This window comes from Candidatus Thiothrix sulfatifontis (assembly GCA_022828425.1).
Taxonomy (GTDB): domain Bacteria; phylum Pseudomonadota; class Gammaproteobacteria; order Thiotrichales; family Thiotrichaceae; genus Thiothrix; species Thiothrix sulfatifontis.
This window is the reverse complement of sequence record CP094685.1, coordinates 2,733,756-2,750,880: the sequence shown is the minus strand read 5'-3', so window position 1 is coordinate 2,750,880 and position 17,125 is coordinate 2,733,756. Positions and strand designations below refer to the sequence as shown.

13 protein-coding genes and 2 pseudogenes are annotated in these 17,125 nt (G+C 38.5%); 3 read left to right on the top strand and 12 right to left on the bottom strand.

Going from position 1 to position 17,125, the window contains the following annotated elements:
• Window positions 1–46: 46 nt before the first annotated feature.
• The 3 genes from L3K52_13670 to L3K52_13660 form a co-directional block, all read right to left on the bottom strand.
• Window positions 47–442, bottom strand: coding sequence for a type II toxin-antitoxin system VapC family toxin (locus L3K52_13670; GenBank protein ID UOG91244.1), 396 nt, complete (start codon window positions 440–442; stop codon window positions 47–49).
• Complete coding sequence (locus tag L3K52_13665) at window positions 439–681, bottom strand: DUF2281 domain-containing protein (protein ID UOG91243.1); 243 nt, start codon at window positions 679–681, stop codon at window positions 439–441. The genes L3K52_13670 and L3K52_13665 overlap by 4 nt, the downstream gene beginning before the upstream one ends.
• A gap of 64 nt (window positions 682–745) precedes the next feature.
• The gene (locus tag L3K52_13660) at window positions 746–934 is read right to left on the bottom strand and encodes a hypothetical protein (protein UOG91242.1); all 189 of its coding nucleotides are present in this window, start codon (window positions 932–934) and stop codon (window positions 746–748) included.
• A gap of 319 nt (window positions 935–1,253) precedes the next feature.
• On the opposite strand from L3K52_13660, the gene L3K52_13655 reads away from it, so the two are divergent.
• From L3K52_13655 to L3K52_13645, 3 genes are all read left to right on the top strand, one after another.
• On the top strand, window positions 1,254–1,475 hold the full coding sequence (locus L3K52_13655) for a hypothetical protein (GenBank protein UOG91241.1): 222 nt from the start codon (window positions 1,254–1,256) through the stop codon (window positions 1,473–1,475).
• Window positions 1,476–1,670: 195 nt separating this feature from the next.
• On the top strand, window positions 1,671–6,638 hold the full coding sequence (locus L3K52_13650) for an AAA domain-containing protein (GenBank protein ID UOG91240.1): 4,968 nt from the start codon (window positions 1,671–1,673) through the stop codon (window positions 6,636–6,638).
• Entirely contained in the window at window positions 6,638–8,053 is a 1,416-nt protein-coding gene (locus L3K52_13645) for a hypothetical protein (protein ID UOG91239.1), read from the top strand. Before L3K52_13650 ends, L3K52_13645 begins: the two co-directional genes overlap by 1 nt.
• A 138-nt stretch (window positions 8,054–8,191) precedes the next feature.
• Here the strand turns inward: L3K52_13645 and L3K52_13640 are convergent.
• The 9 genes and pseudogenes from L3K52_13640 to L3K52_13600 all read right to left on the bottom strand — a co-directional run bounded on the left by L3K52_13640 (window position 8,192) and on the right by L3K52_13600 (window position 17,124).
• Window positions 8,192–9,631 (bottom strand): annotated as a pseudogene (locus L3K52_13640) (DEAD/DEAH box helicase).
• Between the two features lie 20 nt (window positions 9,632–9,651).
• Window positions 9,652–10,728 (bottom strand): annotated as a pseudogene (locus L3K52_13635) (acetylornithine transaminase).
• Between the two features lie 25 nt (window positions 10,729–10,753).
• Window positions 10,754–11,986 (bottom strand): amino acid permease, encoded by a 1,233-nt coding sequence (locus L3K52_13630; protein UOG91238.1) that lies wholly within the window; start codon window positions 11,984–11,986, stop codon window positions 10,754–10,756.
• 13 nt (window positions 11,987–11,999) lie between these two features.
• Complete coding sequence (locus tag L3K52_13625) at window positions 12,000–12,767, bottom strand: YqcI/YcgG family protein (GenBank protein ID UOG91237.1); 768 nt, start codon at window positions 12,765–12,767, stop codon at window positions 12,000–12,002.
• Window positions 12,761–14,128 (bottom strand): FAD-dependent oxidoreductase, encoded by a 1,368-nt coding sequence (locus L3K52_13620; protein ID UOG91236.1) that lies wholly within the window; start codon window positions 14,126–14,128, stop codon window positions 12,761–12,763. Before L3K52_13620 ends, L3K52_13625 begins: the two co-directional genes overlap by 7 nt.
• 276 nt (window positions 14,129–14,404) lie before the next feature.
• A complete protein-coding gene (locus L3K52_13615) occupies window positions 14,405–15,385 on the bottom strand; it encodes a diiron oxygenase (GenBank protein ID UOG91235.1) in 981 nt (326 codons plus the stop codon).
• Window positions 15,386–15,482: 97 nt separating this feature from the next.
• Window positions 15,483–15,707: a hypothetical protein gene (locus L3K52_13610; protein UOG91234.1), complete on the bottom strand. Its 225-nt coding sequence runs from the start codon at window positions 15,705–15,707 to the stop codon at window positions 15,483–15,485.
• 17 nt (window positions 15,708–15,724) lie between these two features.
• Window positions 15,725–16,423 (bottom strand): MOSC domain-containing protein, encoded by a 699-nt coding sequence (locus L3K52_13605; protein ID UOG91233.1) that lies wholly within the window; start codon window positions 16,421–16,423, stop codon window positions 15,725–15,727.
• Window positions 16,420–17,124, bottom strand: a complete 705-nt coding sequence (locus tag L3K52_13600) for a glutamine amidotransferase (protein ID UOG91232.1) — start codon at window positions 17,122–17,124, stop codon at window positions 16,420–16,422. Before L3K52_13600 ends, L3K52_13605 begins: the two co-directional genes overlap by 4 nt.
• Window position 17,125 lies beyond the last annotated feature (1 nt).

Sequence of the window (17,125 nt, the reverse complement as noted above, 5' to 3'; positions counted from 1 at the left end):
GGGGGATGGGGTGTTCTTTGCCTTGAGTGCTACCGATGCGGACATGCTACCTCATGCTGGGCTGTGGGGTGTATTTGTGTAGTTGTAAGCCATCAACAACTTCAAAGTGTTTGGCATTTCCCGTTGCCAACGCCAGCCCGTATTCCAACGCGGTTGCTGCAATCAGTGCGTCGGCAAGTTGCATAGAGTGGCTATGGAAATAGCGGCGAACCAATCCTACGGCGCGTTCTGAAATGCTGTCATTGATAGGCAGGCGCGATACCGCCATATTTTTGAGTGTTTTGTCGATGGCTTGGGCTTCGCGCTTGTTTTTTGCACCCTGAATCAGTTCCATGTAGGTCACATCAGAAATGGCTAGGTCGTCAAAGCTGTCCAGAAATGTACTCGCTTGCGGGTTTTTGCGTGTTACCCAAATCAATACGTCGGTATCAACCAAAATCAAAAGCGTGACCTCCGCAGATTGCGGACGTAAGCGGCTGGGTCTGCCATTTCTGCGCGGTCTTGCCATAAGCCGTAGAGTGGCGTATCGCTCCAACTGGTTTTGCGTTTTCCAGCAGTTTTGGTGGTTGGTTTGACAGGGTAGCGGCTGCGAATAAATTCGATGTAGTGCAATACTTCGCGCTGGGCACTTTCAGGCAAGCCGCGAGTTTGCTGGGTGATTTGTTGCTCCAAGGTTTGCATGGTATCGTTGTCCTGAGAACTGTGTTGACAGTTAGTATAAGGGGCTTTTTACGAATTGCCAAAGCTAAAGGATTTGGGCAATTTTGCTGGAAATGTCCAGTTCCGGCAGGTTCTGGATGGCGGCAAGCCTGCGTTCGGCTGCATCCGTGTTACCACTGGCGCATTCTGCCATGACGAATTCCGAAATGAACAGGTCATAGTCAAATCGTGCCGTATCCCACCAGTTGCGGGTTGCCTCTTGGTGGGCAGCCATCAGCAGGCTTGGATTGCGCCATGCTGTTAGTAGTTGGTATGGTTGTTTCGATGTAATCGCTTGGTTTCATGGGGAACAATATACACCAGACGGGATTTGTCGGAATTATTTCAGTGCTTTATTTTTGGCTATAAATTGGGTTAAGCTGCCAGTCATGTTGCGTAAGTTGTACAAGGGGCGATCACTGACGCAAGCGTAAGGGCTTTGCCGAAATCCGCTTGCCGGACGGCTCATTGCATCAGGCCGAAATCCATTGGTACGAAGCCAGCGGAACTGGCAAGAAAGAATTCAAAATCAAATACTTCATCGAGTAATTGTCATGTCTGAACATACATTCGCCATTTGTATCAAGAACGAAGATTACGAAGCGTCACTGGAACTGCGCAAGTTGTACGAAGTGCTGCCTGACCCGAAGAGTGAGCAGTTGGGGATGGTTCGGGTGATGGATGAGTCGGGCGAGGATTATTTGTACCCTCAAGAGTTTTTTGTGCGGATTAGCTTGCCTGAAGTGGTGGAAGAACAAGTGTTGCTGGCAGCATGAATTACATTTGACATGAATAGTTTCTGTTTTTGTGAAAGTGGTCACTATTGTTTATAAAAAAATACGATATTATACTCAAATTTTGAGGAAATATTGCGGCAATAAATTGTAAATTTTTTGTGTTTGCTAAAAATTTAGGAGTTTTTTCATTAAATCTTGCAGTGATTTTGTCTGGTTGGGCTAAAGGAGATACATTTGGAAGTTAAAGTTTGGGAAGGTGGTCTTCAATCTCAAGAAATTGAAGCTATTGAAAAGATAAAACAAGCATTTAGTGAAAAGCCTAATACGACAGAAAAAAATAAATCAAGTCGTGGTGGTTCTCTACAAGATCAGCTTAGGGAGAAAACAGGTAAGGATTCAATGTTTCCTTGGAAAGGTTACGCTGGATTTCGTTTTATTGACTCACGAGGCAATGAAGGTGAGTTTGATCTTGTTATTGTGACGCATTGCAATATTATTATCGTTGAATTGAAAGATTGGAATAATGGTGAAGTCACATCTAATGGTGGAAATTGGCATAAAAATGATCGTCTGATGGGACGATCTCCGGTTAGTGTCACTCAGAAAAAAGTTTACTTATTACAAAACAAATTAGGAAAATATAAACACAAGTTTACCAATAAGGGATATGTTCCTCATATTGAATTTTTCGTGGTAATGAGTGGAAATGCTGACTTTTCAAAATTAAGTATGGATGATGAGAAGAATCATGTCATATCTTTAACTAATTTTAATGATTTCCAAGATCGAAATATTTTTAATAAAAGATTTCGGCCACATCCAAGCTCCCAAGTGTTAAATCAAGACTTTGCTCTATTTGATGAAATTTTCTTGGGGAGTAAGACAGAGCCTAAATCAATAGTGGTTGATGGTTATAGAGCAAAAGATCTTATTTTTGAACATCCACGGAAAATTTATAAAGAATTTCAAGCAATATCGGAAATATCAAAGCAAGATGAAGCATTGTTACGATTATGGAACTTTAATAATTTACACGGTACAAAAGCAAATACATTAAATGGACGTTTTGAAATTATTTCAAGGGAGCGTGAAGTTTTACAGTTTATTAAACATGCAGATCATGATCTCTATAAGAATTGTTTAAGATCATTAACAAGTTTACAAAGAGATGACGTAACTACAGAATATAGGGAGGTTTATGAACTACCTCCCAGTCATATGAGATTAAATGAATTTATTGGAAAGTATTGCCAATTAGTTTCAGAAAATGACCGTATAAATATCGTCAAACTTTTAATCGCAAAGTTTGCCACTCTACATTCGATGAAAATTGCTCATCGTGATATTGGTGACCATAGTTTATGGTTATCACCAAGTAAGGAAATTGCACTTTCAAATTTCATCTCTGCTTATCATCAGCCATCAGGAACAGTCGGTGATTATCGAAAAGAACTTTCTGTCGATAGTATTATGGGGTTTGATCTAATTTCAACGAAAAACAACATTACTCCTTTTGAGCAAGATGTGCAGGCTTTAGGCGTAGTTGGATGGCATATTCTGACAGCTCAGCGTTTATCTAAGAAAAGTCTTGGAAGTATACAGCAGCAATTAAATGAAAGTGACGCTTGGTATGCACATGTATTTATAAATGCTATAAATGGTGATAAAATTACAAATGCCATTGATTTTTTTGAAGAAATTAAAAAACTTGAACCAAAAAATAATTCAGTTATTGATTTTGATAATAGCAGATTAGAACCATATCGAAAACCTATTAGTCATACAAGGCAGTATAGAGAAGATAATGATTTTATTATTGAAACAGAAGAAAAAGAAGTTTATCTGTCTGATGGCTATTTAGTTAAAGCATGGTTAAATATTAACATCTCTTCTGATTTACCTTCTTTGAGCTATAAAGCGCTCCATTTTTTAGAGAGAATTGAGAAAATTTATTCGATTTCACCATCATATTTGCCAAAAATTCGTGATTTTGGTATTGCGGTAAAATCATCCAGTTTATATTTAGTAACAGATTTTGTGGAAGGTAAGCATTGGGATGAGATTGAATTAAATAAAGAGCAAAAGTTGGTTGCCATTATCCAGCTTGTCATATCTATTGAGCATTTGCATGGTCTTGGAATAAGTCATGGTGATTTACATCCAAAAAACTTACTTGTTTCAGATTTTGGCGAATGCGTTACTTTTATTGATATTCCCGATTTCAACAATACTGAAGAGGATTTAAAAAACCATCGTTATAGTCCAGAAAACATTGATACTTGCACTGCATTTGAGCGTGATAATTTTGCAGTGATGCGTATGAGTTGCGAATTATTAGGTATGGAGTGGGGTTATGATTCGATTGATTATCCACAGATTAGTTCAGTTGTTTTGCTTGAATTAAGAGATATACTGTTTGGCTTTAAAAGTCTGTTACGTTTTCATAAAACTATAAGTTCCTTGTCAAACGAAGTAGATGCAGAGTTAGTAGCTATTACAATAAGAGGAAACTTCGCTCCATCAATTATTTATCCAGATAATGGTCATCTTTATGTTAAGATTGAAAAAAGTCATAAAGATAATTCTGATGCGCGAGTGCGTTTTATTGGGGTTGGCGGAAATTTCGATGCAATATATAAAATTCAGGAAAATTCTTTTACCATTGGTTTTCCTCCAAAACAGTGGAATTCTATAAAAAAAGAAGATGCAGATTCGAGTCAGCTTGACTTGCAATTTCCAATAAAAATTATGCCGGGAGAGAATAATGATCTTAATGCTATATCTCAACGACTTGCGAATAATGAAGAATTTAAACGAGCAGTAACTTTATTATTTAAAGATGATGAAAGTGATGGATTGACTGAGCAGCTACGTGAAGCTTTCCAAAAAATTGATGACTTGGAAGTTATTGATAGTTTTGAAGTTCCTGAAATTTCAACCTCAAAGCTTTGGAAGGCAATTCTTAAGACAGAAACTGAGTCATATCCTTATATTGAAGTTTATGCTGATCCAGTTCCTGCAAAAGAAAGCTCAGGGGAATTAATTATTCCATATAAGTCTGATGTTGATGTACTTGGTGGTTTCAATAAAATTGATGAAATCGAGGCGATATTAGTTGATGATGATAAAGAAATAGCACTTGGAAATGTTTTGTTGAAAAAATCATTAATTAATGAAGTTAGGTTGGAAAAGGTTCGAGGGCGTGCATATAAATTAAAAGAAGGCGATTTGGTATTTTTTAGAACAAAGCAAGATCGAGCATCGTATATTAAACGTAAAGTGGCATTGGAGAGATTACTTGATAGAGAAAGTGTAATTCCTGATATAGTGGATTACTTCGAGCCATCCTGTAAAAAGCCCGCAGTTATATACAACATAGATGTTACCAATAATGATTTAGATCGTTATGATAGAGATGATGAGCATGGTAATGAAATTAGTCTTAATGCTCAACAACGAGAAGGCTTTATAAAACTTGTCAAAAATGGACCTTTATCCATGCTGCAAGGCCCCCCCGGTACAGGAAAAACAGAGTTCATTGCTGCATTTGTTCATTTTCTTATAGAAAAAGGTGTGGCTAAACAAATACTTTTAGTAAGTCAGTCCCATGAGGCAGTAAATACTGCCGCAGAAAGAATACGTAAGCACTGTTCAAGATTAGGAACACATTTAGAAGTGGTTCGATTTAGCAATAGAGAAGGTGCAGTTTCAGTTGGATTAAAAGATGTATATTCAAATTCAATTATCTCTGAAAAAAGAGAGTTATTTAAAGCTGAATTTAAGTATCGTATCGAAATGCTTAGTGACGCTCTAGGATTGCAAGCTGAGTATTTATCTAGGTTAGTCAGTGCCGAATTAAAGATTTTCAATCAAATTGATAAATATGTTTCCTTATTTAATACTTTGGCTACTAAAGATGTAGATGATCATGACAAGAAGGAAATAAAGAAACTGATTGCTGAGATGGATTCTAGACTTAGAGAGTCTTTAAAAGTAGATTATGATCTGGACCTTTCCGCTGGTGATGACCTTAGAAAGTCAAGAGAGCTTTTGGTATCAAAATTAGATGATGATTTTAATATTCGTCCTGATGAATCTCGTCATGCTCAAGCTTTGGCAAAGATAACACGGGAGATGCTTAATGTTTTAGAAACCGACCGCGTAAACTATGATGAGTTTCTTGCTCGTTCAAGACAGCTAGTGACTGGTACATGTGTCGGTATCGGTCAGCCTCACATTGGCATTCAAAATAACCAGTATGATTGGGTTATTATTGATGAGGCTGCACGCTCTATAGCTAGTGAATTAGCAATTGCCATGCAGTCTGGTAAACGTATCTTATTAGTAGGAGATCATCAACAATTACCTCCTCTTTATTCTAAGCCACATAAACAAGCACTTGCTAGAAAGCTAGGGATTCCAGTTAAAGGAGAGGAGTTGGATGAATTACTACAAAGTGATTTTGCTCGCGCATTTGAATCATCATATGGTCATCAAACAGGTGTTCAACTATTAACTCAGTATCGTATGGCACCTGAAATAGGTAATTTAGTTTCGCATACTTTTTATGACGAAAAGTTAAAAAATGGAGACAGAATAATTCCTGATATATATGTAAATGAATTACAAGTGTTGAAAAAAACGGTTACATGGATAGATACATCTTTGATGAAAGAAAGAGCATATCATCGAGATGATCGTGGTTCCAGTATTTATAATCGCCATGAAGCTGATGTTATAATTAAAATATTAAAGTCTTTTTCTAAGAATGATAATTTTGTTTATGAATTATCCAAAATAGCAAAAAAAGATGAACCAGCTATTGGAGTTATTTGTATGTACAGTGAGCAGAAAAAGCTTATTAGGCAAAAGTTTAATGAAGTGTCATGGGATGATGGCTTTAAAGAATTAATTAAGATAGACACTGTGGATAGTTATCAGGGCAAGGAAAATAGAATAATTATTTTATCAATTACGGCTTATGATAAAGAGCAAGCGCCTAGATTTCTTCGCTCTCCCAATCGAATTAATGTTGCTTTATCTCGCGCTATGGACAGGCTTATTATAGTAGGAGCCACCGATATGTGGCGTACTAAAAATCGAAACTTGCCACTTGGTAGAGTGGTTTCATATATGCTTGATAAAGGTAGTGAAAACGGTTATATATTTTTAGATAGTAATAAAGCAGTGGAGCAATTCTAATGAAAACTGAATTAACGGCTGCATATCATGATGTGGATTTCTTATTGCCTGTTCATCGATTTAATATACGATTTTCTTATGTAACCAATAAAGGTCTCCCGTTTATTAGGGAGTTTATTCTTCGTCTTTTACATATATCCCCGATGACAAAATTGCAAATAGCTAATTATTTTGGTTTGTCAGCGAATGAAATAGAAGAAGCTATTTCGGATTTAATGAAGCGTGGCGAGGTGCAATTTATTGATTCTGGTAAGTTAGGCTTAACTTTTCATTCAAGGAATTATTTTATTTCACTTGGTTTTCCTCCGCAGCTTTCCACTGTTATGGAAACTGGTGGTGTATTTTCATTTGAGCTTATAAGCTTTTACTGTGTGGGCAAGGGAAGAACTAATGAGAAGTGGAGTGCAGGAATTGCATTGCAGGCCAATAATGAAAATATTGCAAACAGTGAGAAAAATGCACAAATAAGTTTTCAGCATCAGTTCTATGAAATTCTTGAGAAAGGCTTTATTCCCCAAGTTCGTAATAATGAAGCAGCAGAAAAGCCATCGATTTATACTGTTGAATCTGTCAACAAACTTGGGCAAGAACCGATTCGTTTAAGCGTTGAGTTCCGTATAGATGAAGATGGAATGCCTGTTGAGAGAGCAGACTTTAATATTCTTACTGACTCTTCTTTAGTTCATGAGTCAATTACTTCAACTTTATCTAATATTTATGTATCTAGCAATATTCCCGATATTGCTAGTGCCATGAATTTGTTGGAAGATAAAGAAACTCAAAAATTTTTGACGAATAATTCGGTTGATTTGAGATTGCTTTCAGATAGTCTTTCATCTGAAAATTTAGATAATTATTCTAGAAGTTATTTTCTTGGGCCTATTTACAAAAGAGATAACTGGAAAAGCTTGGTGAATATAATTAATGATATTTTAAATAGTGACTCAAATATATTAGATTTTATATGGGTTGCGCCTTCTGATGTCTTCTGGGGAAAAAGTCTTAAATGGCTATCTTGTGTTGAAGATTTTTTTAATCAAGCTGCCTCCAATGAGAAAAAAGTGCTTTATAGCCCAAAATTGTTTTTGCCGATATGTGGAGAAAAAGATAAAAAAGGTATTAAAGATTGGCGAAAAGACTTGAAATCATATGATAAAGGCTTATATGGGTTGCTAGAGGGGCTGTTAAATGGGTGCGTGGAAATTTTATTGATACCAGGGAAGCTGGCTGTTATCTGTTATCATATTCGTTATCCAAACGCACTTCCTGTCACACTTCCTCTTGGATTTTTTACTAAAGAATTAGATGTGATCAGTAAAGTCGAAAAAGTGGTAAACGAGTATCTTGTTGGCTTTCAGGCATTTGATAAACCAAATAATCTAGGTTTGTTAAAAGATCTGGTCGACAAAAATTGATTTTTAGATGCTTTGATAAATACATTTCTCTATATTCCTTATGACAATTGATTTCGACTTTAATGTTTGCATTAATTTATCATAAATTTTAAGAATGTCGACTCTTCAATTGTCATGAGGAAACTCTCTTACATTGAGTTAAATCTCCCCCATCAACTTCACCACCCACTCCTCCCGCTCCTCCACCGTCGGGAGTTCAATCTCAAACCTTAACTTATCCTGCCCATCCAGCTTAAACACCCACGGGCGTTTCTGGATCAACGTAATCACCTTCATCGGGTCAATATTCGGTTTGTCGTCAAAGATAATCCGCCCACCCTTGACGTGCATATCCAGCTTGCGGATGCCCAATTCCTGCGCCAGCAGCTTGACCCGCGTGACGCTGAACAGCGTCTTGGTCGGTTCTGGCAGCAGCCCGAAGCGGTCGATCATTTCCACCCGCAATTCGTCCAGTGCCGCCTGCGATTCCGCGCTGGCAATGCGTTTGTAGAGGATCAGCCGCGCATGGACATCCGGCAAATAATCGTCCGGGATCAACGCAGGCGCACCCAATTCCACCGTGGTGCGGCGGCTGGTGGCGCTCAATTCCGGCACTTTGCCCGATTTCAACGCCTTCACCGCCCGTTCCAGCAAGTCGTTGTAGAGGTTGAAACCGATTTCCTGAATCTGCCCGCTTTGCCCTTCGCCGAGCAATTCGCCCGCGCCGCGAATCTCCAGATCGTGCGTCGCCAGCGTGAAACCAACCCCCAATTCTTCCAGCGATTCAATCGCTTCCAGCCGCTTGACCGCATCCGGCGTAAGCGCGGATTTCGGCGGCGCAATCAGATAGGCATAAGCGCGGTGGTGCGAACGCCCGACCCGCCCGCGCAACTGGTGCAACTGCGCCAGCCCCAGCTTGTCAGCACGGTTGATCAAAATCGTGTTGGCGGTCGGCACGTCGATGCCGCTTTCAATGATGGTGGTGGCAATCAGAATCTGGAAACGCTGGTGGTAAAAGTCGCTCATGATGCTTTCCAGATCGTGCGCCCGCATCTGCCCGTGGGCATGGCGCACCGTCACACCGGGCAACATCGCGCTCAGTTCCTGCTCCACCTTGTCGATGGTTTTGACCTCATTGTGCAGCACGTACACCTGCCCGCCGCGTGACAATTCCCGCGCACACGCTTCCTGAATGATGGTCTTGTTCCACTCGCACACAAAGGTTTTGATCGCGTGGCGTTGCGTCGGCGGGGTGGCAATGATCGACAAATCGCGCAAGCCCGACAGCGACATATTCAGCGTGCGCGGAATCGGCGTGGCGGTCATGGTCAACATATCGACATTGGCACGCAGCTTTTTCATCTGCTCCTTGTCGCGCACCCCGAAGCGGTGTTCTTCGTCGATAATCACCAGCCCCAGTTGCTTGAAATGCACATCGTCCTGCAACAGCTTGTGCGTACCGATCACGATGTCGATCTTGCCGGAGGCGAGTGCCTCCAGTGCCTTGCTGGTTTCCTTGCCGGTCTTGAAGCGTGACAGCGATTTAATCACAAACGGTCAGTTGACAAAACTGCGCTTAAAATGGTCGTCATTTGCTTGATTTCTGTCTCTGCCACATTCAATGCAGGCATAAAGCGCAAAGTATGTGGCTGTGGTGTGTTGATCAATAAGCCTTGTTCAAAGCAGGCTTGTACAATGGCAGCAGCATCTAATGTTCCTGTATCCAATGCTAACAACAAACCTCTGCCTCGTATTTCGCCTAAGCCAGATTGGAGGGAAAGCGAGGAGAGAGCATCACGCAATAGCTGGCTACGTTCGCGGACTGTTGATAAAAAATCAGGTTGGGTGATGGCTTGAATAACACTGTAAGCAACGGCTGTCATGAGCGGATTACCATTGTATGTGCCGCCTTGTTCGCCTGCGGTGAATACACAAGCGTGGTGTTTTGCCAGTAACGCGGAAATCGGTACACCACCGCCCAACCCTTTGCCCAGTGTCATGATGTCAGGTTCAATGCCGTAGCCTTGGTAGGCAAACAAATCGCCTGTCCTGCCCATGCCTGTTTGGACTTCATCGCAAATCAGCAGCAGGTTATGTTCATCTGCAAGCTGACGTAAGGTGTGCAGGAATTCGGGTGTAGCGGGGATAACACCTGCTTCACCTTGAATCGGTTCAATCATGATGGCGACGGTTTCGGTATCAATGGCTTGCCGTACTGCTTCGGCTTCATTAAACGAGACTTTGGTAAACCCCGGCGTTTTGGGTTCAAACATCGGTGCGAATGCTGGTTTGCCGCTGGCTGCCATTGTGGTTAATGTTCTGCCGTGAAAACTGTTATCGAAAGTTATTATTTTCCATGCTCCATTTTTATGTACCTTTCCCCATTTACGCGCCAGTTTGATTGCACCTTCGTTGGCTTCTGCACCACTATTAGCAAAAAATACCTGATCGAAAACAGAGTGGTGTGTCAACTCTTCAGCACATTCTAACATTGGGCGATTATAAAATGCGGGGCTGGCATTAATTAGACGGCTGCTTTGTTGGTTAAGTGTATTGGTAATTACAGCGGGGCAGTGCCCTAGTGTGTTCACAGCCCAACCCTGAACAAAATCAAGGTATTGTTTGCCATTATGATCGGTCAGCCAACTGCCACTACCTTGTTCAAAAATAAGCTCAGGTCGTGAAGCGGTTTGCATAATATTGCGAAAAATAGTTTGCATATTAATTCTTGTTTCCCGTAAAATTTATTGCATATGAAATGATTAGTATTGCTAGGGGATATAGCAGAAAAACACCTCCAAAAATAATGATTATTGATATGATTAAGACAACGGTGATTGATATTATTTTAAATAATAGTTTTTTGGATAAGAAAAAAAGAGCACAACTTGCTACTCCATATAAAATAAGAAAGTTTTGTCCTGCTATGGATAGCATACTTTCAATGCTAAGGAAATTATAATAGTCTAATGCCAAAACAAATAATAATGCTGTGTTCGTGAGAATAATGGCATAAATAGGTGTGCCTTGTTTATTCGTAAGGCTAAAATACTTTGGTATAATCTTGTCCCGACTGAGAGAGTATACTAATCTTGAAACTCCCCATATAGCACCAAATAAATTGGCAAACACAATAAGTGTTGCCAACAGTGATACAAGCAATACAGCCTTATCACCCAGTGCCTTCTTCAATATTCCAATGAATGGAGTAAGAGGATCTGTTATGTTTTCTTCTTGTTGAACAAGAAAAGCCACAGTAAGATAAAGTATAGTTGTAATCAAAAAAGAAAATAACATAGCTATTGGAAAATCACGTTTTGGGTTTTTGAACTCTTCAGCAGAATGAGCACCAATTTCCCATCCGGTGAATGCAAAAAATATAATCATAAAAGGAGAGAATAAATCAAATATATTATTATTGATATGTGGTAGCTTTATGGTTTCTATTCCTTGAGCATCTCTTATTGCAAAAAAAAGTAGAATTATAATAAAAACTATAACCGTAGAGCCAATAGTCGTGGTGATGGTGGAAATATGCTTTCCAGAAAAAAGATGTAATAGCGTTGGTAACAATATTAATAGTGCAGCGTAAAAATGATATTGAAAAGGGAGTATTGCTGACAAGTAATAAGCACCTGTTAGTGCAATTGATGGTAAACCGAATGCCACAGCTCCTAGAAGTAACAATGTTGCAAAGTTTCTCCCGATATTTCCAAATGCCTTTTCTGCATAATAAGCAACTCCCCCAGAATTGGGAAAGTATACTCCTAGGATGGTAAAAATAATTAGAATTGGAACTGATATGAGTGAAACCAATGCCCATGAAATAATCGCATTTTGACCAACTTGCTGATAAACAATTCCTGGTAATATCAATAATCCAGCGCCGATTACAATGTTGAGAAATAAAGCGGTTCCACTAAAAAAACCTAATGTCTTTTTCAGTTCATACATAATAATATCCTTGTTATTGATGTTTTACTAAATTAAAGTTTAGTGGACACTTGGTGGATGGAGAGTCATTATCATCTGGTATCATATACTGAGGCCATTCAAGATCGCCATCTTGATAATGTCCCAGATAAGGACTCCGAGAAATCAGATCATATTTGTCAATATTATTTCTAATTCTTTCCCTTATTTTATGGCCTTTTTTATTATTTCCCGCAAACTTATCAAATCGTTCTCGTGGGTTAATTACAAATACTAGTGTGTCGCATAAGTTCCTGCTATTTCTATTTTTATGATTTGGGTGACTTACATTGATGAATATTTGAACTCCTGAAAAGCACATCGTCCAGAATTCTTGATTTGGATTTTTAGGCAAACAACCATTCCATGCTATTTTGTCATGGTCTATAAGATATTGAAGCGAATCAAAAAATATTTTTTCGTAATGATGTGTGCTAAATATAAACTTAACAGGCTCAAATAAGACAATTAATGGTTCGATATTATTTATATTTTCATCTGATTGTTGAGTCTCTTCCAGAAAGGAAGATAGCTCATTTGCAAAACTGTTGAAGTCATAAGTGTGCTGATCTTCACACCAATTTACAGTGAGAAATCTAAAGTTTAGTAGGGAAAATACTCTTCTTGCGAAAATGCAAGGGAAATTATTTTCATGATTTAATGACGGATTAAGTTTTTTTGATATTTGATCAATTAATGGATATGTCCATTGAAGAGTTTTAGGTAACTTTATACTTGGGAAATCTTGCTGACTAATTAACATTGGAAATCCTCTTGGTGAATATTTGAACTTTGAGAATTAGGTGTTATTGTTTTTGCGGTACACTTGTAAAAGCCAATTGGTTTGTTTTTGATGAAATAGTTTATGTGATAATAATCATTGTCATGAGATAGAATCTCTTTCTTATAATCATGGTTGTTTATTCCTTTTGTTTTCATTTCTAAGGAGCATGTTTTAGCTTTCATTGTTATCACTGAGTCTGGGTTTTTGTATTTTTTATCAAATCTTCCACAAATTGTATTAGCTGCAATCTCTACTTGATGCATAATATTATCAATAAAGAAGGCTGTTTCTCCAGAATGTTCAATGCAATCGCCAATTGCCCATATGTTTGGGTCAGATGTCATCATGTAGTCATCTACTTTTATACCAGAACCAGTAGCAATTTCGGTGTTAAGAGCTAAATGTATGTTAGGTTTTAAACCTACGACAGAAATTATTATGTCGTAGGTTATTTTCTTTCCTGAACTAAAGTTAACAAGAAAATTATTTTTATTTTTTTCTATAGATAAAATGCTGCAATTAAGAATAAACTTAACTCCGGCTTTACTAAACTTATTTTGAATGAAACTGGATACTTCTTCCGAAGCAATTTTAGATAAGATTCTAGGTGATATATCATGCAGCCATATTTTATGTCCAGCACGTGATAAATCATCTGATATTTCACAGCCGACTAATCCTGCGCCTACCACCAAGATACTTTTGTAGTTATTTAATAAATTACTAGCAAGTGCTTCATATTGATCAAGATTATTCAAAAAGAAAATATATGGCTGAATATTTTTTGGAAATATTTTGATAGGGGATGCTCCTACAGAAAGAACAAGTTTTTCATAACTGTATTTTCCTGATGATGTTATTAGTTGTTTTGAAATTCTATTTATCCCTAAAACTTCTGTTTTTGAGTATAAGTTAACATTAAGAAGACTAGCTCTATCATGTCCATGAGCGAGAACTAAATCGGTTTTAGTTTTTCTTTGGGATATGGACTCAGATATAGATGGCTTGTAATAATAATCACCATCATCTAACGTTATAATAGTGATTGTCATATTTAGATCATGAGACCTTAATCTTTCTGCAAGAGACCAGCCTGCTATACCTGCCCCGACAATAACAGTATGCGTTGTACTGTGATGTATTGAATCGTCTACTATATCTTCAACTTGGCTGCATTCGTATTCATCAAATAAGTCACGAGAATCACCACATGTTGAACAAAACCAATTATTGGGTAAATCAGAAAATTTTGTTCTTGGAGGAATATTAAATATAGGGTCACCAATGAACTCATTATAAATGTGACCGCATGTTTTGCACTTGTAACATTTGTATTCCATAAAATATACTCCTTAGATTACTTTAATGAGGCAGCTATAGTTAATAGCATACAGCAACTTTTGATCAGTTGTTTGCTTGAGGGTCATGCCTGATTAAAAATTAAAGATCTTGCAGATCTTTAGAGATGCCCGTGGTAGAGTATCAAAGCATATGGTTTATAAAATAATAGAAAGAATTTTAAGCTATTGATGGTTTAACTGTTATCAATAGCATTTTTTAAATGCATTGCTACCACGAATATCTCAAAGAACCACTTTATGTACTAGCATGAAAATTTAAGATAATAACCCTTGGCGCTCAAAAGACTCTTTACCTTCTATCATGTCAAATACTCCTACTTCTGATGCGAGTTGGATTAATTCGGAATAGTCGATTCTATTTAAGTTTATTTCTGACTCTGCACGGCAATCACCAATCACTTCATTCGTATATTTAAAGTTTAATTGGTTAAGTATTGTCTCCCATACAATAAATTCTTGACTTGCAAACCAATGAACAGGCAATGGTAATACTTGGCAAAAGAAAGTTTTTTCTTTGTAACTTAGGTGATGAAATATTTCTTTTGTGAGATTGCGAAAAATACTGCTATGAGCCAACTCATCTTTTCGATGATAATCTGTTGTAATTCTATTAACTGGTTGAACTTCATCAGCATTTGCTAATAAACTTAAGTAGTCACTAATGAAAACTTCTGACACAACACAGGCTGCTAGTCTCACTAGTTTTTTCTGCCAATCATGAGAGTATCTGCTAACTTCTTTCTCAATATTATTTACCAAGTCAAAACTTGGAAGTTTTAATTCAAGAAGTCCTCTCTGTTTTCTGCAAGTATAACAAGTATTCAATACCATCAATATATGATATGCTTCATCAACTAATGTTTCTGCTGCTAACCATCTTATTATATGGTTACTTGTTCCGGGTAATTCAGAATAGATGAGTTGATTGCAAACGGGAGATATTATTTTTGCTTCTATATCAATGGTTTTTTCATTATATGCAATCCACCCAGATGAGAGAATAAGCGTTCTTGTCTCGTCATCAATTTCTAGGTAACGTGGGTGTTCGTGAAAGGGTAAAAGTGAATCAATAAAGTCATCGTGATCAGGATTGTAAATTAAATCAACTTCAATTTCATCATTCTTGACTTGGGCGCGACTTGACCATGATTTCCCCAGTTTGTCAAGAATTAAGATGCAATTATTATCCGATTGTTCAGTGTGGTTTTCTGGCAATTCCATGCTTTGACTAATCATTTAATTAACTCCATATCATGTTTTAGAAAATCATCTCTGCTCTATCAAATATTAGGTTCTCTTAAAAAATAAATTTAAATTTATCTGAAATAGGTTTTTAACAAAAAATAGGCTCGCTCATCAATAAACGCAAACCTTGAGAAGTATACTCAACAATACGGTGTTCATCAGTTGCGACTAGAACCTCAATATGATAACCAGCATCAGAGGGGAAACGATTTTGTATATCCTCTAATGCCTCATCTGTCCACGGCACATTAATATCAATATGACACCATGCCCGTGCGTTATACGAAACTATCAGTCGATAGTGTTTTACCATTGTTTAGCTTTCCTACCTTATTGTTTTGGGCCATCTATACGGGAGTCCCAATTTTCAATTTCACCACATTGCAAACGGTTTTCTATTGTCCGCTTCCAAGACTTTACTAATGGCAAATGTAGCATTTGTTCAAGAGAGGGGTAATGCAACGGATTCTTGTAGAAAAACTCCATCAAACGGGCTAATGTCCACTCTGGATAGGGACGATTTACCAGATCAATAGTATCACTTGCTTTGAGTATCCCTGCCTGTAACACGCGGCAATACCAACCCGTGCGTAAACTCGACTGTAGTCGTCGTGCCATATCAGGTACGCCGAATCTGTCATTGAGCTTCCAGCAAGGTTGGCGTGCTTGCGAAACTTCCATTAATACACTGCCTACACAAAGCTGATCACCTAAACAAATAGTGGATTCAGTTATGCCCTTTGTCCTAATGTTTTCACCGAAAGCACCCGCCTTAATGAGTGCAGGAAGCATACCTAATTCTTCAATCCACTTAGGGTAATGTTCAAGTGCGTAAAAGTGTACGGCCTTATCTGCACCTCCATGTACTCGCAAGTCACCTTGTTCATCACCTTCAAGTCCATTAGCATTTACTGAAACGGTTGAATAAACAGCTTGCTTATCAATCGCACTGTAAGTACCCGGTCGTGTGTAAGGTTTTGCTTTTCCCGTTAGCACTGACTCAACAATACCCAATGCGTTTTGTTTCACAACAACTCCAATCTATCCAGCCAACGCCCAAACACAGTTTCAGCGGCGTGTTGTAATGTGACTTTAAACTGATTGGATTGTGTACGGATAGTGTTGGGATCAATACCAGCAAGGCTTAATTCAAGTGCATGGCCTATCAGCCATTGTTCGAGGCGTTTGGTATCAACCTCAAGGTGGAATTGTAAGCCAAGTGCATAATCGCCCAAAGCAAATGCTTGATGGGGACAAAGGTTAGTGGTTGCCAAACTTTCAGTACCTGCTGGCATATCAAATTGATCACCATGCCAATGCAAAACGTGTACATCGGGTGTGAGTTCAGCAAGGACTGACGCTTTGCCCGCTTCGGTTAGTTGCAAAGGAGCAAAGCCGATTTCTTTGTGACCCATACTAGCCACTGTAGCTCCTAATGCCCGTGCCATCAGTTGCGCCCCTAGACAAATACCGAGTATCGGTTTCTGTGCAACTAGGCGGTGTTGGATGAGTTCCAACTCCTGCTGCAAAAAGGGGTATGCCTTTTCATCATAAGCACCAATGGGCGCACCCAGCACCACCAGCAAATCAATGTTATCGGGATCAAGTGTCCATAGTTCATGCACACCCATGTCGTAGTAGTAGATTTTGTAACCTTTGCGAATCAATAGAGGCTCAAGTACACCCAAATCTTCAAAAGGTACGTGACGTAATGCAATAAGGGTTTTCATT